Annotated in this window: 18 protein-coding genes and 1 tRNA gene; 2 read left to right on the forward strand and 17 right to left on the reverse strand. The window is 42.8% G+C overall.

Features of this window, described 5'->3' with window-relative positions; genetic code table 11:
* Positions 1–42: 42 nt before the first annotated feature.
* The 6 genes from MINF_RS04530 to pgi all read right to left on the reverse strand — a co-directional run bounded on the left by MINF_RS04530 (position 43) and on the right by pgi (position 4,189).
* A complete protein-coding gene (locus tag MINF_RS04530; RefSeq protein WP_048810154.1) occupies positions 43–951 on the reverse strand; it encodes a Kdo hydroxylase family protein in 909 nt (302 codons plus the stop codon).
* A gap of 21 nt (positions 952–972) precedes the next feature.
* On the reverse strand, positions 973–1,176 hold the full coding sequence (locus MINF_RS04535) for a hypothetical protein (RefSeq protein ID WP_012463350.1): 204 nt from the start codon (positions 1,174–1,176) through the stop codon (positions 973–975).
* A 28-nt stretch (positions 1,177–1,204) separates the two neighbouring features.
* The gene (gene rpmB, locus MINF_RS04540) at positions 1,205–1,468 is read right to left on the reverse strand and encodes a 50S ribosomal protein L28 (RefSeq protein ID WP_012463351.1); all 264 of its coding nucleotides are present in this window, start codon (positions 1,466–1,468) and stop codon (positions 1,205–1,207) included.
* A 10-nt stretch (positions 1,469–1,478) separates the two neighbouring features.
* Complete coding sequence (gene rpsR / locus MINF_RS04545; RefSeq protein WP_012463352.1) at positions 1,479–1,730, reverse strand: 30S ribosomal protein S18; 252 nt, start codon at positions 1,728–1,730, stop codon at positions 1,479–1,481.
* 23 nt (positions 1,731–1,753) lie between these two features.
* Positions 1,754–2,428 (reverse strand): TraR/DksA family transcriptional regulator, encoded by a 675-nt coding sequence (locus tag MINF_RS04550; RefSeq protein WP_148205140.1) that lies wholly within the window; start codon positions 2,426–2,428, stop codon positions 1,754–1,756.
* Between the two features lie 105 nt (positions 2,429–2,533).
* Positions 2,534–4,189, reverse strand: a complete 1,656-nt coding sequence (gene pgi, locus MINF_RS04555; protein ID WP_048810155.1) for a glucose-6-phosphate isomerase — start codon at positions 4,187–4,189, stop codon at positions 2,534–2,536.
* Between the two features lie 415 nt (positions 4,190–4,604).
* Between pgi and treY the strand changes: the two genes are divergently transcribed.
* Positions 4,605–7,409, forward strand: coding sequence for a malto-oligosyltrehalose synthase (treY, locus tag MINF_RS04560; RefSeq protein ID WP_048810156.1), 2,805 nt, complete (start codon positions 4,605–4,607; stop codon positions 7,407–7,409).
* Between the two features lie 22 nt (positions 7,410–7,431).
* Here the strand turns inward: treY and treZ are convergent, their stop codons facing one another.
* The 8 genes from treZ to MINF_RS04600 form a co-directional block, all read right to left on the reverse strand.
* On the reverse strand, positions 7,432–9,291 hold the full coding sequence (gene treZ, locus MINF_RS04565; protein WP_012463357.1) for a malto-oligosyltrehalose trehalohydrolase: 1,860 nt from the start codon (positions 9,289–9,291) through the stop codon (positions 7,432–7,434).
* A gap of 136 nt (positions 9,292–9,427) precedes the next feature.
* On the reverse strand, positions 9,428–12,793 hold the full coding sequence (treS, locus tag MINF_RS04570; RefSeq protein ID WP_012463358.1) for a maltose alpha-D-glucosyltransferase: 3,366 nt from the start codon (positions 12,791–12,793) through the stop codon (positions 9,428–9,430).
* Between the two features lie 76 nt (positions 12,794–12,869).
* Positions 12,870–12,951: transfer RNA gene (locus MINF_RS04575), tRNA-Leu, on the reverse strand.
* Positions 12,952–13,124: 173 nt separating this feature from the next.
* Entirely contained in the window at positions 13,125–14,516 is a 1,392-nt protein-coding gene (locus MINF_RS04580; RefSeq protein WP_012463359.1) for a sigma-54-dependent transcriptional regulator, read from the reverse strand.
* A gap of 15 nt (positions 14,517–14,531) precedes the next feature.
* Positions 14,532–15,980, reverse strand: a complete 1,449-nt coding sequence (locus MINF_RS04585) for an ATP-binding protein (RefSeq protein ID WP_012463360.1) — start codon at positions 15,978–15,980, stop codon at positions 14,532–14,534.
* Complete coding sequence (glgB, locus tag MINF_RS04590) at positions 15,958–17,985, reverse strand: 1,4-alpha-glucan branching protein GlgB (RefSeq protein ID WP_012463361.1); 2,028 nt, start codon at positions 17,983–17,985, stop codon at positions 15,958–15,960. Before glgB ends, MINF_RS04585 begins: the two co-directional genes overlap by 23 nt.
* An 11-nt stretch (positions 17,986–17,996) precedes the next feature.
* Positions 17,997–19,310: an Nramp family divalent metal transporter gene (locus MINF_RS04595; protein WP_012463362.1), complete on the reverse strand. Its 1,314-nt coding sequence runs from the start codon at positions 19,308–19,310 to the stop codon at positions 17,997–17,999.
* 45 nt (positions 19,311–19,355) lie between these two features.
* Entirely contained in the window at positions 19,356–20,072 is a 717-nt protein-coding gene (locus MINF_RS04600) for a metal-dependent transcriptional regulator (protein WP_012463363.1), read from the reverse strand.
* Positions 20,073–20,188: 116 nt separating this feature from the next.
* Here MINF_RS04600 and acnA point away from each other — a divergent pair, with 116 nt between their 5' ends.
* The gene (acnA, locus tag MINF_RS04605; RefSeq protein WP_012463364.1) at positions 20,189–22,939 is read left to right on the forward strand and encodes an aconitate hydratase AcnA; all 2,751 of its coding nucleotides are present in this window, start codon (positions 20,189–20,191) and stop codon (positions 22,937–22,939) included.
* On the opposite strand, the gene MINF_RS04610 is transcribed toward acnA, so the two are convergent.
* From MINF_RS04610 to secG, 3 genes are all read right to left on the reverse strand, one after another.
* Complete coding sequence (locus MINF_RS04610; protein ID WP_012463365.1) at positions 22,916–23,458, reverse strand: alpha/beta hydrolase; 543 nt, start codon at positions 23,456–23,458, stop codon at positions 22,916–22,918. The two genes, acnA and MINF_RS04610, sit on opposite strands and share 24 nt — an antisense overlap.
* Positions 23,455–25,014, reverse strand: a complete 1,560-nt coding sequence (locus MINF_RS04615; RefSeq protein WP_238523558.1) for a peptide ABC transporter substrate-binding protein — start codon at positions 25,012–25,014, stop codon at positions 23,455–23,457. The genes MINF_RS04610 and MINF_RS04615 overlap by 4 nt, the downstream gene beginning before the upstream one ends.
* A gap of 64 nt (positions 25,015–25,078) precedes the next feature.
* Positions 25,079–25,399 carry a preprotein translocase subunit SecG gene (gene secG, locus MINF_RS04620; protein ID WP_048810157.1) on the reverse strand — a complete coding sequence of 107 codons (321 nt, stop codon included), beginning with the start codon at positions 25,397–25,399 and terminating at the stop codon, positions 25,079–25,081.
* Between the last annotated feature and the right edge of the window lie 9 nt (positions 25,400–25,408).

Consider the following 25,408-nt stretch of genomic DNA (forward strand, 5'->3'; position numbering starts at 1 on the left):
TTATAAAAAAACAGAAGAATCCGCAACGGTTTTAGATTTCAATTAGAAGGATTCAGAACTAACGAGTTTTTTGTTCAGAGCGGTCTCAAGAAGCTTTAGTGGCGATTTCTCCGGGTGCTTCAAGGCATTTACTTTAAGGTGAAAAGTTTGTTCCAGGAGGAATTGTCCTTTATCCACAGCATGAAGGACCTGGTCTGTGAAAACAATCCATGTACTTCCTGCCGGGAAATCAAAAGCAACCTGAGGAGAATTCTTCTGGTATTCCAGGTCAAGCTTGCCTTTATCGTGCAACTCAAGCATGTAATGATCGTATAGGCTTCTGTAGCCTTTTGTAATTCCAAAAAGATAGAGCAAAAAACGCTTTCCCGGTGCAGGAGGAGACAACTGGGGAAGGAGATGGTTGAGATAGTTTTGGAAAGGTTCCCCTATTCTCCAGCTTCTTGGTTTACCTTGGGGGTTTATGTTAGAAAAAACCCTTAAAATTCTTTCTCCACCCGTAGGGCTTGAAGGGAAAGCATCGACATGGAGTCTTGTATCATCTTTTCGAGCTGATGTCGCACGACCTGATATTTCCACGGGCCGGAAGCTCGTTCGGGCTATCTTTAAAGAAGAACCGTAAAAAGGAAAGAGCAGATGGAGAAAAGCAGCCGTTTTCTCGGCGTAACGTTTCAACAGGCCGCTGAGCAACCTGAGATCTTCAGACTTTCCTTCTACACCTTTAAGGGTGGCGCTCCTTGGATCATAGCTGATGTTCTTTGCTCCACTTACCCAGGTGGGATCAAGAAACTTCAATTCCTCAGTAAGCAGGGGAAAATTCAGTTTTGGGAAAAAGAGAACGGAACCGCTTTCGAGCCCTTCAATCGCTTTATCCTGGATTTCCTGGGTAAACTCAGCCTCCCAACTTTCTGCGTCAAATTGAATGATAGGTTGCTCGTTGGTTTTAGTATCCATAGGAAACAAGAGATAAAATCTTTACCTTTTTTTCTTTAGAATGGGAAGGCCCGTACGTTCGCTTTCGGTAACCACGTAACCATTGGGTAAAGCATCAAGAGCCCCATCTCCAATTTGAGTAGAAAAATAGTATAATGTTACCTTATGCCCATTTCTCAGGACCTGTTCCCTGGAATGGAGATAATAGGTTTTACCCGACTTTTTACTGACAACTTGATAGGCCATAAATGCACCTTCTCTTTAAATGGTTGGGTTAAATCAGACCTTTTTCTTTTAGAATAGTATAAGTCCCTTTTTTCATCAAGGTTTTTAAAGCCCTTGCAGAAATCCTTAAACTGACCTTTTTAGCTAATTCGGGAACATACACTTTTTTGTTTCTCAAGTTAGGCAGAAAGAGCCGAGGAGTGTTTCCCGTTGTATGTAAGCCGATGCCCCCCTTTTTCTTGGCCTTACCTTTTCTAATTATTTTTCTGCCTCGAGTAGGACGCTTATCGAGAATGGGACAGATTCTAGGCATAAGCCCTCCTTTATTTCATCAGTAAAACATTTCTTGCTTTTTTAATTTCTTTACTCAAAAGCCGGTGGAGTTTTGCAGGCAGCCCCGTTATCCTTCTCGGAAGAATTCTTCCATTTTCCGTAACGTATCTTTTTAAAAGTTCAACATTCCGAAAATCGATGGCTTCTGCATCTATATCCACTCTTTTCTTAACGGTTTTTGGAGGAGACAAAAATCTTTTTTTCCTTTTTTTTTCCTTAAGATTACTCTTATTTCTTCCCATATACTAACCTTTTGTCGTTGAGTTTATTCGCTTTTTTCTTTTTTTTCCTCTTCCTCTTCTCCATGTTCTTCTTCGAGGAGTTCCTCGCTGTCTGCGAATTGAGGAATTGACTCCCATCTTTTCCGTAGCTGATACATCTTTTCTTTCTCCAACTGCCTTTGGCAATCTACGGTGAAACGGGCATAGGGAATAGCTTGAAGACGGATAATCGGGATAGGTTTACCACACATTTGACAAATGCCATAGGTATTATCCTCGATTCTTTTTAGGCTGTCGTCGATTTCTATCAGGGAGTCGTTTTCCTGGGAAAGCAAGCTAAGAGCAAAGTCTCGATCATAAACATCGGTTCCCGCATCGGCCTGATGAACACCGAAGCCGGTAGATTCACCCCCTTCGGGCCGAGATTTTAATACGTCGGAAGAAACTCCTTCCATCTGTTCTATGATCTGCTCACGTAGGTCTAACAGTCTTTCTTTTTGAACCCTTAAAAACTCTTTTCTCTCTTCTTCGGGAAGATCCATAATTGTAAGGTTAGGATTAGACATGTCAATCTTTTCGCTAACCTTATTGTTAGCCTTATCCTTCTCTATGGGCTCGCTTGAATGAGTCATGGGAGCTGAATTTAAAACAGGTTCCTTTTTTTCCTCTGTTTTTTTCCCTTCAACCGGTCCTTTTGTTTTTTTCTTTTTAATGCTCATCTTCTTTTTTTGGTTATTCCACGATAGACGCAGATTTTTTAGATTAAAGATTATTTTCTTTTTTTTCTTAGGCAACTGATAAAAATTTGGATGTGATTAATTTTTTTAAAAATTTTGTCGGGCTTCTTTCATGTAATATTCGATTAAACCTTTTGTTGAACAGTCATGCTCGAAAAGCAAGGATCCCTGAGAAAGCTCTTTTTCTACCTTGACAGCCAGCTGCTTGCCCAGCTCAACTCCCCATTGATCAAACGAATTGATATTCCACAGTAACCCTTGGACAAAGATGCTGTGTTCGTAAAAAGCGATCAATGAACCCAGGGTCCTGGGGGTAATTTTTTTAATGAGAAAGGAGTTGGATGGTCTATTGCCTGGAAATGTTTTGTGGGGTAAGAGCCTTGCGATCGTTTCGGGAGTCAAATTTTCTTTTTGCATTTCTTCCATTGCTTCTTGCTCTGTTTTCCCTTTCATCAAGGCTTCTGTTTGAGCAAAAAAGTTGGCAAGAAGGATAAGATGATGATTTCCTATAGGGTTGTGCGTCTCAATGGGGGCGATAAAATCGGCGGGAACAAGGTGCGTGCCCTGGTGGAGAAGCTGGAAAAAGGAATGTTGTCCATTTGTTCCGGGATTTCCCCATAAAATGGGACCGGTTTGGTAATTTACTGCTTTGCCTTCTTTATTTATCCTTTTCCCATTGCTTTCCATGTAGAGTTGTTGCAGGTAGTTGGGTAAAAGTTCCAGGTATTGATCGTAGGGAAAGATCCCGTAGGTTTCTGCTCCGAAATAGTTTCCGTACCAGAATCCCAGCAAAGCCATGATCACGGGGATATTTTTTTCATAAGGGGTGTTCCGGAAATGGGAATCGGCAAGATAGGCTCCGTATAAAAGCTCTTCAAAATTATCCATTCCAATGTAAAGAACGATAGACAGGCCAATTGCCGACCAAAGGGAAAATCTGCCCCCAACCCAATCCCAAAATTCGAACATGTTCTTCGGATCGATGCCGAAATCCTTAACCGCTTTTTCATTTGTGGAAACAGCAACGAAATGTTTTTCGACGGCTTTGGTCTCTCCGCCAAAATAGTCAACCAATTTTTTTCTAGCGGTTTGGGCATTCGTCAGGGTTTCTTTGGTTGTAAATGTTTTGGAGGAAACGATAAATAGAGTCGAGTCTAGTTCTACCGCTTTTAATACTTCTTCTATGTCGGTGCCGTCAATATTCGAAACAAAATGCACTTTGATTTCTTTATTGCCGTAGGGTGTAAGGGCTCGGGTGACCATTCGCGGCCCAAGATCTGAACCTCCTATCCCGATGTTTACGATGTGCTTTATGGGTTTACCGCTGTGTCCTCTCCACCTTTGGGATCTTATGTCCTCCGAAAAGGCTTTCATTTTTTCAAGAACTTTTTTGACATCCTCCATCACGTTGTGGCCATCTACATAAATTGGCTGCTCTGGTCTGTTCCTTAAGGCTATGTGAAGCACGGGCCTGTTTTCGGTGAAATTGATTCTCTGCCCCATGAACATCTTTTCAATGTTTTCGGAAAGATTGACTTCCGTGGTTAGTTGCAAGAGCAACGAAATTGTTTCTTCGGTGATTCTGTTTTTCGAATAGTCAAAGAGAAACTCATTCCAACAAATTGAAAATTTTTCAAACCTATGGGGATCGGACTGAAAAAGAGTTCGTAAATGAACCGGGGAAAGGCTCTTGTAGTGTTCTTCCAAGGCGTTCGCTAAACGGGGACTTAAGGGGATATTCATAACAAATCCTTTTTTTTAAAGTTTCCTTTTTTAAAGCTAACAAGCTTTTTGTTTTTATTCGAAGAGAAGGCATGAGCCAGGTTGTTGATTGTTAGTTCCCATTCCCTTAAAACCCTTGGTAATGCTATCCTGGCCGACATGGTCTCTTTTGTTATTTAAAACTCCCCCTCAAGCGAGAAGTTTCTCATGGAAGGAGGACAAGAACGATCCGTCCGTGGATAAAGCCACCTGTTAAATTTTTTTTTTAAGACCTTGGGTGCAAAAGGAAAAAAAGCAACTCGATCAACCTTTAATACCTTTAGAATAATATCTTAAGTCCCCTTCATGAATCTCCGTTGTTTTTCCTCTTTTTAAAATGGAAGATAAACTATAATGTTTCTCTTTAAAATCATAGTTGAAAGGAAGAAAATCAACAATGAGAATTCCCCTTTCTACCTATAGAATTCAATTGAACAGTGAATTTAACTTTCAAAAACTGCAGGCTATTATCGAGTATATCGCTCTTTTAGGAATCACCGATATTTATGCCTCTCCCATTACCAAGGCCAAGCCTGGCAGTACCCATGGTTATGATGTCGTTGACCATACCGTGATTAATCCCGATTTAGGGGGTTTCACAGCATTTGAAAGTCTTATCTCTGCGGTAAAAGAGAAGGCTATGGGGTGGATTCAAGACTTCGTCCCTAACCACATGGCCTACAGCAAGGAAAACAACCTGCTCATAGATATATTCGAACATGGCCCCCATTCTCGTTATTACGAATTTTTTGATATTGAATGGAATCATCCTTATGAATCTTTAAAAGGGAGAGTCCTGGCTCCCTTTCTTGGCCCTCATTATGGAGAAGCTTTGCTCAAGGGTGAAATAAACCTGGTATTTGAATCGGGTTCTTTTTACGTCCGCTACTATGATATTCAATTTCCGCTCAAAATAGAAAGTTATGCCACCATTCTTACTTCTGTCCTTGATGCGATCCGCAAGAGGGTAGAAACTAAAGATCCTGATTATCTCAAGCTTCTGGGTGTCGTCTATACCATTAAAAATATCGGCTCCTCTGAATCGACGGAAGAACGCTTAGAACAGGTTTCTTTCATTAAGTACGTGTTGAACGAACTCTATACCAAGAATTCCCTTATTAGGGTTTGCATGGATCGGACGATCGAGCTTTACAATTCTAAAGATAAAACAGAGCCCGAGCACTTTCTTCTCATGGACAAGCTGTTGAGCGAACAATACTTTCGCTTTTCTCACTGGAGGGTGGCTTCCGAAGAAATAAATTATAGAAGGTTTTTTACTATCAACGATCTTATTTCTCTGCGCATGGAGAAGGAGGAGGTTTTTGAAGAAGCGCACAGTCTTATATGCCGATTAATTGAAGGCGGTGAAATCACCGGATTGCGCATCGATCACATTGATGGATTGCTCGATCCTGAAAAATATTTAAGCAGGCTGCGCCGTAGAGTTCCTGGAACCTACACGGTTGTTGAAAAGATCCTTCGTCCCTTAAAAGAAACTCTTCCTATTGGATGGCAAGCAGAAGGAACAACCGGATATGATTTTTTAGCTCTCCTGACCCAACTTTTTTGTAACCAGGAAAACGGCCCTGTTTTAGATAGGATATATTGTCAATTTACGGGAATTGACCAGGATTACGAGGCCCTCCTGCGAGAAAAGAAAAGATTTGTTATCGGCAGAAGACTTGCCGGTGATCTTGATCGTATAGCGCTTATACTCCATTCCCTTTGCTCTCGACTCTGGTTTGGTCCCGATGTAACCATTTATGGAATCCGTAGAGCCCTTGTAGAAGTTCTTTCCTGTTTCCCGGTGTATCGGACGTATATTTCGAACGGACAGATGAGCAAACAGGACAAGATGTTTTTAGAGGAAGCGGTCGGCATTGCCAAACAAACATTACCTGAACTCTCTGTAGAATTGGATTTTATCCTTAAGTTTTTTTTGCGGGAGATCGAGCATTCTTTTTCTGAAAGCGAAGAGAGGGATAGGGAAAATTTCATTAAGCGTTTTCAACAACTCAGCTGTCCTCTCATGGCTAAAGGGCTTGAAGATTGCCTTTTTTACGTTTACAATAGACTGCTTTCCCTTAACGAGGTAGGAAACGATCCCTCGATATTTGGCGTATCCTCCGAAACCTTTCATACTTTTTTGAATGAAAGGGCGACTTGGTGGCCGTTTACCTTTAATGCGACCGCTACCCATGATACAAAAAGGGGAGAGGATGCCCGGGCCAGGATAAACGTTCTTTCAGAAATTCCCCTGGAATGGGAAAGGGTCTTGTATCAATGGAGAACAATTAATAAGCAAGAAAAGTCCAGGCTGGGCAACATCCTTGTTCCCGATGCCAATGCCGAATACTTCATCTACCAATGTTTGATCGGGCATTTGCCTTTTGATTTGAGTCAAATCGATCAATTTTTGTCCCGATTTAAGGAGTATTTTATCAAAGCGAGCAGGGAAGCCACGAGCTTTTCTGGATGGCAAAATCCGAATACGGTCTATGAGGAAAAGTGTTGTCGGTTTATTGAATCTTTATTGAACCTTAATAATACTCCGTTTTGGGATTCCTTTCTTCCTTTCCAGAAGAAAGTTGCTCATTTTGGAATAATAAACTCCCTTTCCCAGCTTATTCTAAAGATTGCCTCTCCGGGAATTCCCGATTTTTATCAAGGATGTGAACTCTGGGACTTTTCTTTTGTTGATCCTGACAATCGCCGGCCTGTAGATTTCGATCTCAGGAAGAAAGTCCTTGAACGCTTTTTAACCGTTAAAGATGAGCCTTTATTTGTTCAAGAATTGCTTCAAAATAGTGCTGATGGCCGAATTAAATTCTGGATTACTTACAAGGGTTTGCAGGCGAGGAAAAAATTTCCTGAGGTTTTCTGGTCCAAGTCTTATATTCCTTTAATTTTTCAAGGCATAAGATCGAGAAATGGATTTGCTTTTATCAGGCGGTTTGAAAACCGCTGGATCATGGCTATTGTGCCGAAATTTAGTACAGAACTTTGTAAAGAAGGAGAGTTTCCCTTGGGAACCGAGCCTTGGCAAGACACTTTTATCCTTTTACCCCAAGATGCTCCCCTGTATTGGGTTTCTTTGATTGGCGAGGAAGGGCAAAGAAAATGGGAAAGAAAGGTGAGCGTAGCAGAAGCCTTAAGCAGGTTGCCCGTAGGCTTATGGTACGGGGAAGGAAAAAAAATTTAAAGCTCGGCTTTAGGCTTAGCCTTTAGTTGGGATTGCGGTAAAGCACGAAATTCTTGGGATTGATCGCAAAAGACAAGCTTTCCTCAGCCAGTCGAATAGGTGAAAGAGAGCCAGGGCCATGCCATCTTTCTTCGGCAAGATCGAGGATTTTTTCCAGTGGACCTGTCCCTTTTTCTAAGAAAAAAGTCCTCTGCTCGGAGTCGAAATTGGTTATACCGACAACCTTTTCCATGGAGTTTTCGAAGAGGAAGGAGAACAGTTTAGTTTTTTCATCGAAATAAACCTTTGGAGAACTATTTGACGAGGGTTTGAGGGATTGAAGCTGTTTGCGCAAGCCAAGGCATTCTTTGTAGAGTTTCCAGAGTACTCCATGTTTTCCCGTATTACGGAGATCCCATTGCAATATGCATTTTTGCCATGCTTCCTCTGTGGTGGGATCGTATCCTTCTCTACCACCATGAAAGGCTTGGAACTCCCTTTTTCTCCCTTCGCGGACCGCTTCGAGCAGGGCAGGATCCCCATGGTCCACAAAATAGTAGAAAGGATTTTTTTCCCCATACTCTTCACCCATGAAAAGAAGGACCACGAAGCCCGAGAGAAGGGTCAAGGCGGCGATGATCTTCAGTTCTTCAAAACCGACAAGAGTAGAAAGCCTTTCTCCCATGAACCTGTTCCCAACCTGGTCGTGATTTTGAGAAAAAACAATCAGTTGGGTTCTGTTAGCTTGCAAGGGTTTTCGCCCGTGCTTGCGCTTCCGAAAAGAGGAATAGCAGCCGTCGATGACGTAGCCTTGTTGCAATGCCTTTGCGAGTTGTTCAAGAGAACCGAAATCAGCGTAATAACCCTTGTTTTCCCCTGTAACATAAGCATGAAGGGCATGGTGAAAGTCGTCGCACCATTGGGCATGAAGGGCATACCCTCCGACCGATTTAGGATAAATGAACCGAGGATCGTTTCTATCGCTTTCAATAATCAAAAAATGGGTTTTTTGGAATTTATTGCAGTATTCCGTTGTTTTGTCTGCCAATTCCTCGAGGAAGGGATAAGCGCTTTCATCGTATATGGCATGAACGGCATCTAGCCTCAAAGCATCTATGTCGTACTCGGAAAACCAGAAAAGAGCATTGTATATGAAGTAATTCCTGACTGCATCGCAAAAAGCATCATCGAAATTAATCGCTTCCCCCCAGGGTGTTTTATACTTGGAGGTGAAATAGGGACCAAACTTCGATAGATAATTTCCTTCGGGCCCAAGATGGTTGTAAACAACATCAAGTATTACCGCCATGCCCAGTTGATGACAACTATCCACAAGTTTTCTCAATCCCCATGGACCTCCATAACTATTTTGGACAGCAAAAGGATAAACTCCATCATAGCCCCAGTTTCTTTTTCCCGGAAACTGGGCTACGGGCATGATTTCTATACAGTTTATTCCTAGTTGTTTTAATTCAGGTAATCTTGGGATTATCGCCTCGAATGTCCCCTGCGGAGTAAATGTCCCTACATGGAGCTCATAAATAACATAATCTGCGAGTATAGGTCTTGGCTCAAGGGTACCCTGGATTGACCGTTCATCGAAGTGGACGACCGCGGAACGGCCGTGGACTCCGAAAGGTTGGTATCTGGAAGCGGGATCAGGATATTCTTCCTTCTCATTAATCAAGTACTTGTACGTTACTACCTTGCTTTTATTACTCCCTTTAAAAAAAGCGCGCCAATAGCCCGCCTTGTCTTTTTCCATGGGGATAACTAAATCTTCAGGCTCATAAACATGAACCTTGCAATCCTCAAGGAAGGGTCCCCATGCGGTGAAAAGAACGCTGTCGGAAGTGGGAATCGCTCCAACAGGAATGACTGATTGAAGGAGAGAAGCATACATAAGAAAAAAAGCATAAAATTAAGGATTAGCCATGAAAGAATCGCTTCAAAAAGGTAGTTTTAATGAGTCCTGTTTCCATCCACTTTTCGGAGACATTGTCTTTTCTACGGATCATTTTTCGTTAGGCTTTCCCCTTTTATCCCATAAGGTTGAAGGGATAATTCATAAAGGAAAGAATGGCTTTGCACAAGGTCGCAACTTCTTTGCTCAAAGATCTTTTCAGGGAATATTCTATCTCGTAAAGAACTCTTTCCAGCAGGCAAAAATAAAGCAAGCGTTGTTTGCCTTCCATTTCAAGGGGTAATAGATGAGGATCTATCACTTCTAGGTAACGGTTTATAAAAACCAAGGAAGCGTACCGATGCCAGCAAAGAGCGACTTCTTCAAGCCACAGCCTATCTTGAGAAACCAGCATGGAGTTGTCGAGAGCAATAAAAGCGGCAAGATAAAGAGAAAATATCATGCTGGCGACATCCTTAAACGGTGTTTTCTTGAGTTTTCTTTGGCTTGAGGGAAGTTCGGTTTCTCCCTCAAAGTCGATAATAATGAAATCCTTTCCTGTATAAAGGAGTTGTTGCAAATGAAAGTCTCCATGAATACGGATTTTTAAACCGTAATTTCCGGGAATGAGGACCTGGTACAGTTGGGATTCGATCTGGCTTAATTTTTCGAAAAGCTGAGTTACTTCCCCGTTATTCATTTCCTTATCGGTTTTTGACAACCGTCTTTGGATCCGCAGGAGGTATTCCATCGCTGATTGAAAGAGACTCCGTTGGTACCAAAGAGTAATGGGTTCGGGGCAGAAGTCGGGATTATCGGTTTGAGTTGAAAGACAATTATGCATTAAGGCCGTTTTTTCAGCTATAAGTCTGAGTTTCTCAAAGTATGTTCCTTCCAAGATTTCCTTGCATTCGGCCGGCCAACGCAAGGGACTTTGTTTAAGCAACTCCCTTGGAGAGAAAAACATAGCTTTAGCTTCCACTACTCTTTCAAAAAAACGGATTAGAGAATCGATCGAAAGTTGCCATCCATCTCCTTGGTTCGGCACGTATTCCTGGACAAGGCAAAAAGAGTAGGTCGTTTTATCCTTGGAAAGAAATTCCGCCCTTCCTAGGTATCGGGGAAAGAAAGAAGTCGAACTTGTTTTCTCCAGGTATTCTAGGACTTCAATTTCCGGGTTTATCCCTTCATTCAAGGGTCTGTAAAATTTACAGATTATTTTATTTTCAAAGTTAATCAAAAAATTCCTTTGTATTTCGGGAAAGACCAGGGATTGGATAGGCAATTCTCCTTTTCTAGAGATTTCCTCGAGCCTGGGAGAGGGTTTGGCTATGAGTTTTCCGTCGGTTAAATTGATCTCTCTGGCCGATGCTATCCAGTCAAGGATCCAGGACCTAAAAGTGGATTCATGCATCGCATCGATAAGGATTCCCTCCCGATCATGTTCCTTGAACTTACAAAAGATCCATTCGGGTTTTTTCTTTTCTAAAGCTTCGGCTTCCCCTTCATGAACTAATTTCAAGAAGAGGATAAAAGGTTCGGGGTTGCCCGTGTCATAATAAAAACTAAAGAGCACACATTGAATATCTTCGCCTAAAAACCGGAGAGTCTTGAGTTCGATTGTGTCCTTGATTTCAACCCTAAGAAGCGTTTTGCCGAGGTAATTGAACCACTTAAAGAAAGAGAGATAAAAAGGGATGATTTGGGATGCAACCTTTTCGCCTTCAGCACTTAACCAGAACGAGGCAGAAGGAATATTCTCCAACGATAGAGTCGAGAGCCGTTGAAGCCGGTTTTGAGAAGATTCATGGGAAGGATCGAGGGAAAACCAGAAATAAGCATAGGGAGAGAGTACAAACAAAAGAGGATTTTCTGATATTTTAGGCAGAGTGGCCTTACCGAATATTTCCGTGGGAATATATCCAAGATAGCCTCCAAGTGTAATTTCTGTTACCTGGGTAAAACGGGAAAGGTTGATAACCACAAGGATGATCTCCTGCCTGTATTTTCGGATAAAAGCGAGCACCTTCGGATTATTTTGATTAAGGATCTCAATGGTTCCTCGACTAAAGGCCAGGTATTTTTTACGCATGGCGATTACACGCCTGATCCACCAAAGAAATGAAGAGAGGTTGTTTTGCTGTAACTCCACGTTGACAGCAGCGTAGTGGTATTCTGGATCGATGACGAGCGGAAGATAAAGCTGTTGAGGGTTCGCCTTTGAAAACCCCCCGTTTTTTTCCTCCGACCATTGCATGGGAGTCCTTACCCCATTACGGTCTCCAAGGTAAATGTTGTCTCCCATGCCTATCTCATCCCCGTAATAAATGATTGGAGAACCCATCAGGGAGAAGAGAATCATAAAAATGAGCTCCCTTTTTTTTCTGTTATTGTCGAGAAGGGGAGCAAGCCTTCTGCGAATCCCCAGGTTAAGGCGCGCTCGGGACTCTTTCGCATAGACCCTATACATGTAATCTCTTTCCTCGTCGGTGACCATTTCCAGGGTCAACTCATCATGGTTGCGTAAAAAGGTCGCCCATTGGCAATTATCGGGTATGGGGGGAGTAAGGTCGAGGATATCCACAATGGGATAATTATCTTCCATTCTCATCGCCATGAATATTCTTGGCATCAAGGGGAAGTGGAAAGCCATGTGGCATTCATCTCCATTGCCAAAATAAGCAACAGCATCTTCAGGCCATTGGTTGGCTTCGGCAAGAAGCATTCGATTTTCATAATGCCTATCGATGTAAGCGCGTAGTTCTTTGAGAAAGTTGTGGGTTTCAGGAAGGTTTTCACAACTTGTCCCCTCTCTTTCGAAAAGATAGGGAACGGCATCTAATCTTAATCCATCAACACCCATTCCGAGCCAAAAATCGATAATTTTAAAAATCTCTTTCTTTACTTCCGGGTTGTCGAAGTTTAAGTCAGGTTGATGAGAATAAAACCGGTGCCAAAAGTAAGCCTTAGCTACAGGGTCCCAAGTCCAGTTTGAAGACTCGAAATCTTTGAAGATGATCCGAGCTTCCTTGTATTTTTGAGGAGTGTCGCTCCATACGTAATAGTTTCTGTATAGGCTGCCAGGGGGGGACACCCTTGCTCTTTGGAACCAGGGATGTTGATCAGAAGTATGGTTGATCACCAGTTCGGTGATCACCCTTAAACCCCGTTTATGGGCCTCCTTTAAAAAGGTCTTAAAATCTTGAAGATCTCCATAGTCCGGATGAATAGAACAATAGTCGGCGATATCATATCCATCATCCTTTAGGGGGGAGGGATAAAAAGGCAATAACCAGATTGCATTGACTCCAAGGGCCTTGATGTAATCCAGTTTTTGAGTAATTCCTACAAAGTCCCCTATACCGTCATTATTTCCATCAAAAAAAGATTTTACGTGTACTTCATAAATGATCGCTTCTTTCCACCATAGTGGGGGTGGGGCGTATTTTGTTTTTTCCTGAAGCTGGGTTTTCTTTTTTTCTTCCACCGGTTGATTATCCATGGGGATTTATGAGAAGAAGAGAACCCTGGAAAAGGGAAAAAGGAAGCCCAATAGAATGAAAGGGAGAAATAAAAAGTGCACTCGGGGAGACTCGAACTCCCACGGGTAAACCCACAAGCACCTCAAGCTTGCGCGTCTGCCTATTCCGCCACGAGTGCATACATGAATCTTCTTTCTTTTGAAAATGTTTTCTCTGAAAAATTTCTTCTTTAAATAAAAATAGACTTTTCTTTAAAGATTAAAAGGCTAACAAGGTCTAAATTTGCATTTTTTAGCAGATCCTAATTATTGTAAAAAATGGAGGGTAAAAGCAAGTCAAAAAAGGACTTTTTTAAACATCGTGCCTATTCTTTTCCATCCTATATCTCAACCAATCCCGCGTCACCCCCAAGAGTTTTGCAGCCTGGGAAAGATTGCCCCTGGTCTTTTCAAGAGTTTTTTGTATGAGTTCAGCTTCAAGTTCTTTTAAAGAAATTGAGGATTGGAGCAGTTGTTCTACAAGCACTCCTTTATCCAAGGCCAGTTGCCTTTCGAGGGTGTTTTCTTTAAAGTCGTTTTTTATACCTGAGCGAATATGTTTGAGGTCGATTGTATCGCCCTCGCACCATAAAACAGCCTGCTCGATTTCGTGAGCGAGCTCACGGATGTTCCCAGGCCAACTGTAACGAAGAAAAATAGCGATCACCTCTTCTTTAATTCCTTGAATGGTTCTTCCGTAATGCAGGGAAAATTTTTTGGTAAAGTGATGGCAAAGATCGGGTATATCCTCTTTTCTTTCGCGGAGAGGAGGAAGATAAATGGAAAAGACGTTGAGCCGATAAAGAAGATCTTGACGGAAGCTCCCCTGGTTTACTTTTTCGAAAAGATTTCTATTTGTTGCCGCAATGATCCAAGGGTCCGTTTTGCGATCTTTGATACTTCCAAGCCGACGAATTTTTTTGGTTTCTATAGCTGTTAATAATTTACCTTGCAAATTATAGGGAAGATCTCCTATCTCATCGAGAAATAGAGTACCTCCATCCGCTGCCTCCATTAAGCCGGGTTTGGCGGTTTTTGCTCCTGTAAAAGCGCCTTGATCATGTCCAAAAAGCTCATCTTCAACGAGATTTTCAGGCAATGAAATACAATTGATGTGGATAAAAGGCTTGTTGCAGCGTGAACTATTCCGGTGGAGCAAGCGGGCAACCACGTCTTTGCCGGTGCCTGTTTCTCCCATGATCAAAACCGTGGGTGGGGTTTTATCGATAGACACAGAAACCAGTTTTTGGATCGACTCTCTGACTTGAACAATGGCCGGCGAGGAGCCTATAAGGACGGTTTGTTCTCTGTTCCTATAGTAATCAATTTCTCTTTTTAGCCTTATGTTTTCTTCGATTTTCGAGATGAGTTGCCCTAGTCTCTGCAGATCGATCGGTTTTTGGATGTAATCAAAAGAACCCAATTTCATTACTTCTACGGCATCTTCAATGGATCCAAAAGCGGTGAAAACAATAGAATAAAGATCGGGATTATGGGCTTTGGCTTTTTTTAGCAGTTCAACGCCTCCTATTCCAGGAAGGCGACAATCCACGAGAAGGACCTCTGGATTTGTTGATAAACATTGATCGAGGCCTTGGTATCCATCAAAGCAGACATAGGCTTCGTGACCTTTGCTTTCCAAAAAACGCTTCAAGGAAAGAGCAAGATTTTTTTCGTCTTCAACAAGAAGTATGGAAAGACCCATAAGCTTTGCTTTCTGTTAGCTTCCGGCTACTCTAAATTCAATTCTTGCCGTTGTGCCTTTACCCTCCTGGCTTTCTAACGTTAACGTTCCCCCATTTTGCTCCGTATACCTTTTGGCTATCGCCAGTCCCAGCCCTGTACCTTGAACCGAGGTGGTAAAAAAAGGTTGAAAGAGCTTGCCAAAGGCATAAGAAGGAATGCCCCTGCCTTGATCGGTGATTTCCAGGACGACCTTTTCAGAAGGAGAAGGAAAGTACCGGGTGGATACTTCTATGGGTCCACCCTGTTCCGAAGCCTGAATCGCATTGGAAATGAGCTCTAGGACCACCTGTTCAATTTGTGAAGGGTCAACAGAAATCATTGGGATGGAGGGATCTAGACAGGCTTTGAGGCGTATGATCTTTGGTAAAGTGCGAGCGATGCTAGGGAGAAGAGAATTTAAAAGCTCGTTAAGATTTGTAGGAGAGCTATAGGGTACAGAAGGCTTGGTATAAGAAAGAAGATGATTTATCCTTTTATTGAGAATATCGGTCTCTATAAGGATTTCTTTAAAGGTCGCCCTTGTGGATTGCTCGAGGTTTTCTTCAAGCAGGGAAACTTCTGCAAGAGCCCTGATGCTTGAAAGAGGGTTTTTTATGCCGTGGGCAACCGCGGCGGCTGTTGCTTCAATGGAAGCCGTTTTTTCAGATTCTATAAGCTTTGCTTGAAAGGAGTCAATTTTTTCAAAAAGATGGGAAAAAGCTTCCGAGAGTTTTCCGATTTCACCAGGAAAAGAGGGCAGAAGAATTTTTTTGGGATCTGTCTTTGCTTGCTCTATGCTTTTGATCAGTTTTTGTAAAGGCAGAGAAATGCCCTGGTTTTGCCACTTGTACACAAGCCATAGTGCAGCAGCGCTGAAAAAAAAACTCAGGGGAATCAATATCCGCGTAAATTGGACTAACTGTCCCTCTTTAGTTTCTATGGTTTCTATGGCCTTGAGATAGACCTTGTTTTGAAAATCTCCAATGGTTTTGTCGAAATTGAAGTAAGCTACTTTTTCTAGCTCTTCCTTTTTAGCTTTTAAGCTTTCTCTATTTTTTTCTTCATCAAAGGATTGCAACAAGACCAAGCTGGATTCTTCTAATTTTGCCCATTGGTTTTTAACCGCAAGAAATGAATCCTTTTCCTCTTTGTCAGAAAATAAAGGCGATGTAGAGTAAAGTTTGTTTTCAACCTGGTGGTGAATTTGAAAAAAATCCGCCTTGTCATAAGGATTCTGCCCATCGATATAATCGGCAATTTCCTTGAGCAGCTTATAGCCGAGAAGCTTGACTTCGTTGAGGCGGTGAATTTTTTCCCAATGCATCTGTATTTGCCGGATGTTGTTTAAAGAAAAGGTGGCTATCCAGGCCATTTCAAGCCCTAAAATGACCACTATGATAAATAGGAAAAAGGTGGCTATTTTAATTCTCAGGCTGATCTTCATGGATTTTCTTAAATGCCAAACAAGCTAAAGGAGGAAGAGTTAAAGAAAGAGAATAGGGTTGCCCTTGCCATGCAAGGCTAACCGCTTCTTTTCCTAAGCTATTTCCTATACCGCTACCGCCGTATTCGGGAGCATCGCTGTTGAAAATCATTTTCCAATACCCTTTAAAGGGAGCACCTACGATGTAGTTTTCCCTGGGAACAGGAGTAAAATTAAAAACGCAGAGGATGTGTTCCTTGCCATCGGCAGAGCGGCGCATAAAGCTGATGATGCTTTTCTCGTAGTCCGAAAAATCGATCCAGCAAAAGCCTTTAGGGGAAAAATTGTTTCCGTAAAGAGCTTTTTCCGATTTGTAGAGAAAGTTAAGGTATTTTACCATGGAACAAAGTTGACCGTGGAGCCCTTCTGAAGCCAAATGCCAGTCAAGACTCTTTTCGTGGTACCATTCATCCCATTGGCCGAATTCCCCCCCCATGAAAAGGAGCTTATGGCCGGGGAAAAAGAATTGATAGGAGAAAAGGGCTCTTAAGTTTGCAAATTTTTGCCAGTTGTCTCCCGGCATTTTCCTTAGCAGAGAACCTTTGCCGTAGACCACTTCATCATGAGAAAGAGACAAAATGAAGTTTTCCTGGAACGCGTACCAGGCACTAAAAGTAAGCCGGTTTTGGTGGTATTTCCTAAAAATGGGATCCAGAGAGAAGTAAAAAAGACTATCATGCATCCATCCCATGTTCCATTTGAATCCAAAGCCTAGTCCTCCAACATATGTAGGTCGGGTAACCATGGGGTAGGCCGTCGATTCTTCGGCAATAAGCTGTATTCCACGAAATTCTTTATACAGGGTTTCATTGAGCGTCCGCAAAAAGTCGATAGCTTCCAGGTTTTCATTACCCCCATATTTATTGGGTATCCATTCCCCGGGTTTTCTTGAATAATCGAGGTAAAGCATCGAAGCAACGGCGTCTATTCTCAATCCATCAACGTGATATTTTTCAAACCAGAATCGAGCGCTGCTGATCAGAAACTCTTTTACTTCATACCGACCGTAGTTGAAAATGTAACTCCCCCAATCGGGATGATAACCTTGCCTAGGATCAGCGTGTTCGTAAAGGTGTGTGCCGTCAAAAACCCCTAGTCCATGCCCATCGGTTGCAAAATGGGAGGGCACCCAATCGAGGATGACTCCAATACCATTACGGTGTAAATAATCGATTAAAAACATGAAATCTTGGGGAAAGCCGTAACGGCTTGTCGGAGCAAAATATCCTAGGGTTTGGTAACCCCATGAACCGTAATAGGGATGTTCCATAACGGGGAGAAACTCGACATGAGTATATCCCATCTCCTTTACGTAGCTGGCTAAGAGTAGTGCGATTTCCCTGTAATTAAGAAACCGGTTATTTTCTTCGAGCTTTCTTTTCCACGATCCCAGGTGTACTTCGTAGATGTTCCAAGGAGAATTTAAACCGTTGCGTTTTGTTTTGTTGTCCATCCATTCTTTGTCGAGCCAAGTGTATTCCAAGTTCCACACCATTGAAGCACTTTTGGGTGGTACTTCCCATAAAAAGGCAAAGGGATCGCCTTTAACATGAACACCGCCATCGGCTTTTGACACGATATGGTATTTGTAGAGATCTCCCTTCGCCACCCCGGGAATAAATGTTTCCCAGATGCCGCTCTGATCTTCCCTAAGCGACATGGGGTTTGTCTTGGGATTCCAGCCGTTAAAGCTTCCTATGACGGAAACAGATTGAGCATTAGGAGCCCATACGGCAAAATAGGCCCCCTTTTTGCCTTTCCACTTGAGAAGATGGCATCCTAACTTGTCATAAAGGTTGTAATGGGTTCCTTTTTTAAAAAGATAAATATCGTAATCGCTAAAAAGGCTAATGGGAGTTGCTTTATAAGGAGCCAAAAGGGGTGTTGTTAATTTTTTCATCATTGTTTTTTTTGAACCTTGGGCTTGAAGATTGACCGTGTTATCCTCGTTGGAGGCTAAATCCATAGATGGCTATTTTAGGAAATTTTCAAAACTGAATCTACTAAAAGAAATAAGTTAAGAAGAATGATGCTCAAGGCGATAGTCCAACCAAGAACAGAACTGAGAGGACCTATGGCAAAACCGCCCATGGCTTCCTTACTTTGGCTTAGGAGAAGGAGAGGGATTAAGGCAAATCCGATTCCAAAACTCAAAACTACTTGGGAAAATATCATCAGCTTTGTGCAATCTATGCCCAAGAGGATTGCAACGATAGCCGGCAACATTGTAAAAAGTCTACGAAACCATAAAGGAAAACTAAAATGGATAAATCCTTGCATAATGATCTGTCCGGCGAGCGTGCCCACGGCCGATGAAGAGATTCCAGAGGCTAACAAAGAAAGTCCAAAAACCGCTGAAGCAAACTGTCCCAGGATCGGGATCAGGGTACGGTAAGCCGTTTCTAACCCGTTGGGGCTGACGTTTCCTTGATGAAAGGTTGCTGCGGAGACGATCAGCATGGCCATGTTGATCATCCCTGCAATGCTCATGGCTAAAAAAACGTCAATGAGGGAATATTGGAGTAATTTTTTTTTGCTTAAGGAGTCTGTTATAACTATTCTATCCTGGGTTAAAGCGGAGTGAAGATATATGGCATGGGGCATAACAGTAGCACCCAGAATGCCGGCTGCAAGGTAGACGCTATCTCCAGATTTAAACTGAGGAATAAAAATTCCTTGAAGAATGGCCGTGGTATCGGGATGGGCAATGAAGATTTCCAAGAGATAACATAAGGCTACGATACCGACAAAGGAGCCTACGGTGATTTCCAGCAACCGGAATCCCTGTTTTTGAAGATAAAGAATAAGGGAAGTCAGAACGGCTGTAAGTAGAGCTCCACCAATTAAAGGAAAACCAAAAAGAATTTTAAAACCGATAACCGCTCCTATGAACTCTGCAAGATCTGTAGCCATGGCCATGACTTCGGCTTGAATCCAATAAAAATAACGGAATAGAGGGGAAGGGGCCCAGTCTCTGATCCATTCGGGTAGATTTTTCCCCGTGATCATGCCGAGCCTGGCGGAAAGCCACTGGATAAACATGGCCATCAGGTTTGATAATAAGACTACCCAAAGGAGGTTGTATCCAAATTTCGATCCGCTCTCAATGTTTGTCGCGTAATTGCCCGGATCAATATAGGCTATGGCCGCTATGAAGGCAGGCCCGATAAAAGGGAAAAGCCTGTTTATGATTTTTGGCTCTTTACCTTCGAGGATTTCTTTTGCTCTTTGAATGACCCAAGAATCGATTGTGGAACGTTTAACGGGTAGTCCTCTTTGGGTGGTTTTCATATTTCTCTTAAAAAGAAAAACGTAGGGAAGAGTCGATGAGAACTCTTATGGAGAATCCCTACGGGACAGCTGCAAAAGAGGGACGACTTTGATTTTCCCCCCTGTTGCAAAGGGGATGACTACTTTTTTATGGCCTTTTGCCGGAATATCCAAGGTGATTTCTTCCGTAGAAATTTCCAACACTTCGACAAGGGTTCCGGGAACGAGTCCAATAATGTAAAACTGCCTTAGAGATTGTTTATCCTGGGCTATGATCCTTCTGATTTCCGCCTTATCTCCCTTATTCAAGCTAAAAAGCTCTTTTTCATTTTCGTCAATCGGCATAACCAGGTCCTGGGAAGGAATGGGATCCCCATGCGGGTCCCTAAGGGGGTGACCGAGAAGCTTGGCGATTGCTTCTTCAAACTGCTCGCTGATGACATGTTCGAGTTGCTCAGCCTCTCCATGCACTTCATCCCACCGGTAACCCAGTTGTTTGGCTAGGAAAGTTTCCAGGAGCCGATGATGCCTCAAAATTTCCATGGCGATCCGCAACCCAGTTTCGGTAAGGGAAATGTCATGGTAGGGCTTTCTTTGAACCAGTCCCAGTTTTACGAGTTTTTTTATCATTTCCGTGACAGAGGCGGATTTTACCCCGATTTTCTGTGCAAGAGACAGGGTGGTTACAGGTTGACCTTGCTCGGTTAAGAGAAAGATTTCTTTTATGTAATCTTCTTGAGATGCACTGAGTTCGATGGATTCATATTGATTTGTTTTCTTCATGCATGAACTTTGCGTATAATTTAGACTATCCTAATTTTGAAAAATAAAAATGATTTTCTTGAAAAAAGTTATAAATTGAGCATTAACCCTATACCATTGAATATATTTATAAATCTATGAATTCTTTTTTTAATCTTTCTTCAGTTTTAAAAACTTTTTCTCTTCCCGGATCCAGAACCTCTTTTTCCTATGTTAGTCTTCCCGAGTTTGGAAAACTTTTTTTCCCTCAATTGGAGAGGCTGCCTATTTCGTTGCGGATTATTTTTGAATCCGTTTTGCGTAATTACTTTGAAAAAAAAGCGAGCAAAGAAGATGTTGAAAAGTTTTTTTCCTGGCCACGGGTTTCCAAAGAAGAGATTCCTTTTTATGTAGGAAGAATATTGCTTCAAGATTTTACCGGTGTACCTCTTTTAGTGGATTTGGCGGCACTCCGGGATGCGGTCCATAAGGGAGGAAAAGATCCCAAACAGGTGGAACCGCTTATTCCTGTCGATCTTGTTGTTGATCATTCTGTCCAAGTCGATGTCTTTGGGTTAGACAAAGCCCTTGAGTATAATTTAAAAAAGGAACTCGAAAGAAATATCCAAAGATATTCTTTTTTAAAATGGGCGCAATCGGCTTTTTCTCGTCTAAGAATTTTCCCTCCCGGAGTAGGGATATGTCATCAAGTAAACCTTGAATATTTAGCGCAGGGAATATTAAGCCAACAAAGGGATAACTCCCTCTTGCTTTATCCTGATTCTGTCCTTGGCACAGACTCTCATACGACAATGATCAATGGTCTTGGAATCGTGGGTTGGGGAGTAGGGGGCATAGAAGCCGAGGCGGCCATGCTTGGAGAGGCCTATTATATGTCCATACCTGAAGTGGTCGGGGTGAGGTTGCTCGGATCCCTTCGGGAAGGGGTAATGGCTACAGATTTGGTTCTTACGTTGACAGAGAAATTAAGAAAAGAAGGAGTAGTGGGCAAGATCGTCGAGTTTTTTGGACCAGCGGTCCGTTCATTGTCCGTTCCCGATAGAGCCACCGTAGCAAACATGGCTCCGGAGTATGGGGCAACAATGGGCTTTTTCCCAGTAGATGATCAGGTGCTTTTATACTTTCAACAAACGGGAAGGGAAAAAAATTTAGTTTCCTTAGTTGAACATTTTTATAAAGCTCAGCATCTTTTTGGGTTTTCAACAGAACTTGACGATAGACTCTATTCGCAGGTAGTTGAACTTCACTTGGATACTATCGAACCTTCTGTGGCTGGTCCCAGAAGACCCCAAGATCGGCTTTCCCTGCCAGAACTACCGCAAAAATTTGTCTCCTTGCTTACTCAACCCCCTTCTGAACAGGGATATGGGAGAGAACCGGAAAAAATTGAAAAAAGATATCGAGTGAGTCCTTATCCCTTTTTAAAAGAGCCAAAAGGCCGATGGGAAGAAATTGGAGACGGCTCCGTGGTCATAGCGGCTATTACGAGTTGCACGAATACATCCAATCCGTTGGCTATGATTGGAGCCGGCTTATTGGCCAAAAAAGCCGTGCTTAGGGGATTAAAAGTCCCCGGATACGTGAAGACCTCCCTGGCCCCGGGTTCTAGGGTTGTAGAAGATTATCTGTTAAAAAGCGGACTTCAAGAATATCTTGATCGGTTGGGCTTCCAAATCGTTGGTTTTGGATGTACAACTTGCATTGGTAATAGCGGTCCACTCTCGGAAGAGATTGAACAACTGATCAAGGATAAAGAGCTTGTTGTTGCCAGTGTTCTTTCAGGAAATAGAAATTTTGAAGCCCGGATTCATCCGTTTGTCAAGGCGAACTTCCTTATGTCTCCCCCGCTCGTTGTTGCTTTTGCCCTTGCTGGAACAGTGCTTAAAAACCTTTGGGCAGAACCGTTGGGTATAGATCGGGAAGGGAAAGAGGTTTTCTTAAAAGATATTTGGCCTTCATCCGAGGAGATACGCGAGGTTTTGGCCTGTGCGGTTAGTCCTGAAGCTTTCAAAAGGCTATACTCCGAATTTATCGAAAAGAACCTGTTCTGGGAGGCCATAGATTATCAAACAGCCGTTCTCTACGCTTGGGATCCTTCTAATACCTATATCCAGTATCCCCCCTTTTTCGAGGAAAGCCTCAAGGGCGACCTTCGCCAGCCTGTCCCTATATTAGGGGCTAGAGCTTTGTGTATTTTAGGTGATTCCATCACCACCGATCATATTTCGCCAGCCGGGACAATACCTCTAAAATCTCCTGCGGGGAGTTATCTTTCCAGCTTGGGGGTTCCCTTTAAGGACTTCAACAGTTACGGTTCCCGTAGAGGCAACCACCACGTTATGATTAGGGGAACTTTTGGTAATGTACGGCTGAAAAACTTGATGGTTAAAGGTAAAGAAGGGGGCTATACCCGACATATGCCCGATGGGAAAGAGATGTCTATCTATGATGCCGCTATGCTTTATCAAGAAGAGAAAGTCCCGTTGATCGTGCTTGCCGGCAAGGAGTATGGTTCGGGAAGTTCCAGAGATTGGGCGGCTAAAGGAACAAGGCTTTTGGGAGTAAGGGCGGTTATTGCGGAGAGCTTTGAAAGGATTCATAGAAGTAATTTGATTGGGATGGGAGTGTTGCCCCTTGAGTTTGAAAAAGGGCAAAATGTTGCCACCTTGCGAATAGACGGAACGGAGCTATTTTCAATACCGCAGACGACGGATTGGATTAGACCTGGACAGAGAGTATCGCTGGAGATAAAAAGAACGGATGGTTCAGTTGAGAAGGTTTTCTTGCTATGCCGGATAGATAATGAAGCTGAATATAATTATTACGTTCATGGCGGTATTTTACCTTACATATTGGACCGGTTCTTACACAATCTCCCTGAGCACTGAAAGGAGAGGGATTGTGGCCTCAAAAAAAGAATAATAAACCATGTCTTCATGCAATGCCGGTCGGGAATTTTTAAGTAAGTTGACTTGTTCTGTAATAAAGCGATTTGCCTGGTGGGTATTTGTGAAGACATATTTTGCAATACCCTTACCAAATCGACCGAAAAGAATTGGGGTTCTTGCTCCGTTCCTTTGGAAACAAGCAAAGCCTTGTTCTACATTACTTGGAATCCGAAGCAGCTGCCCATAATAAGAGATTGGATCTATGAGGTAAAGAAAACGAATTTTAATTTGTCTCTGTAAAAGTATTCTACATAGCCTCAGTGCGGCAATAGCCCCTCGGCTATAGCCAAATACAACAAGCGGATTGTTCCTTTTTTCAATGCTACGGGCAATAGAAAAAAGACCAAGTAAAGATACCGGAGGAAAGACGGCAGCCAGCTTGAAGTCATTTAACTGAACAAGGCTATAATTGACATAGGGAAAAGAGGCTGGCCCAAGTCCATAAAAACCGATTTTCATGGGGTGGGGTGATTTTTAAGAAATAACTTTGAAAGGGGATGTTCATCAAGAAGATTAGGCTCTATCCCTCCGATCTTGTCTGGATCGTAGAGGAGAATACCTGAATAAAAGTAGATAGGAATGATAGGAAGTTCCTCTTCGACCAGGATTGTTTCCCCTTCATGGAGGACTTGGAATCGCACCACCGGATCGACTGTTTCCTCGGCTTTATGCAGAAGAGCTTCGTAGCGATCATTAGACCATCCCGTCTCGTTATTTGGGGAAGATTTTGTAAAAAGATTAAGAAAAGTTGTCGGATCAGCATAGTCACCTACCCAACTCGATCGGGCAATATCAAAATCTAGCGAAGCAAGGGAGTTAAGATAGACCTTCCATTCTTGGTTTCTCAAGCCCACCTGGATCCCTAAATTTTGCCGCCACATGGCTTGAATTTCCGTGGCGATCTGTTCATTTAATTCACCTGAATTATAGAGGATCGAAAGGGGAGGGAACCCTTTACCGCCAGGATATCCTGCTTCGGAAAAAAGGCTACGGGCCTGATCGGGATTGTAAGGTAGTCCAGGAGGGGATATGTAACCGGCAATCCCGGGAGGAGTAATAGATCCGGCGGGAAGCTCTCCTCCCCGGGTAATGATTTTTACAATCCGAGATTTATCAATGGCCATGGCTAGGGCACGACGGATGCGGCTGTCATTGAGAGGTTTTCGCTGGGTGTTAATTCTATAGAAATAGGTAGCCAAAATAGGGGAACTGTGAAAATAGGGCTTATGGCTGATCGTATCGATGAAAAAAGTGGGAACAAGGCCCTTGTCAAGGATGATATCGGCAATGCCGCAAAAGAAAAGGTTGAAAGCTGTCGAGGCTTTCGAGGTGGTCAGCAAAACCAACTCCTTGGTTTTGATCGTGGCTTGGCTCCAGTAGTTGGGGTTTTTTTTCAGGATGATCCGGTCATTGATTTTCCATTCTTCGAGAAGATAGGGCCCATTGCAAACCATGTTGCCGGCCTTTATCCAATTTTCTCCATGGATTTTGATAGTATCTATGGGTAAGGGAAAGAAGACCGGCTGGGCAACCAGCTGGGGAAAAAAGGGGATTGGGCAGTTGAGTTTTATTTCCAATATAGAATCTCCAGCGGCCTTGATGCCCACGGAAGAAAAATCTTTGATTTTTCCCTCGTTGTACTCTTTAGCTCCCCTGATCCAAAACAATAGATCGGCATATCTTGATCCCTGCATAGGATCAAGGGCTCTTTTCCAGGAAAGGACAAAGTCATCGGCTACTACCGGTTTGCCGTTACTCCAAAAAGTCTTTCTTAAATAAAACCGGTACAAGGTGCCATTTTCCAAACAGTCCCACTTTTCTGCGACTCCGGGGATGATCTCTCCTTTGGCATTCCACGCCGTCAGTCCCTCAAACAGGGCTTTGACTATTCTTCCCTCCAGTTGGCCGGTAATGACTTGGGGATCCAATGATTCGGGCTCAGGCCCGTTGACGATAACTATGCGGGAGGCCGAGGATTGAGATCGGCAACCCGGAAGAAAAGGAAAACTGATCAACGCTACTATTGAAAGAAAAAAAAACAGATGCTTTTTGCCATTTAAGAAAGAATCGCCTTCAGGTTCACTTTCGTGCCGGAGGCAGTTGTTTTTGCTCCACATCAGCCTTATGCAGCTTTTGTTGGATGAGGGTTTGCTTATTGACCCGGTGTGCGTTTAAAAAATCAAGCAAAAGAGAAAGGAAAAAGAATAAGGCTGCAAGCCACACCGTTATTTTGATCAATATGGAAGAAGTATGAGCTCCAAAGAGAGTATCGGTTACCGCACTGCCAAAAGCTGCCCCCAAGCCTTCCTGCTTGCTCCTTTGCATCAGGATAACAAAAACAAGTAAGATGCAGACTAGAATATAAAAGAAAAGAAAAAAGCCTATAATGAAATTAAGCATAGAATAATC

Origin of the sequence: Methylacidiphilum infernorum V4 (assembly GCF_000019665.1) — a bacterium.
Taxonomy (GTDB): domain Bacteria; phylum Verrucomicrobiota; class Verrucomicrobiia; order Methylacidiphilales; family Methylacidiphilaceae; genus Methylacidiphilum; species Methylacidiphilum infernorum.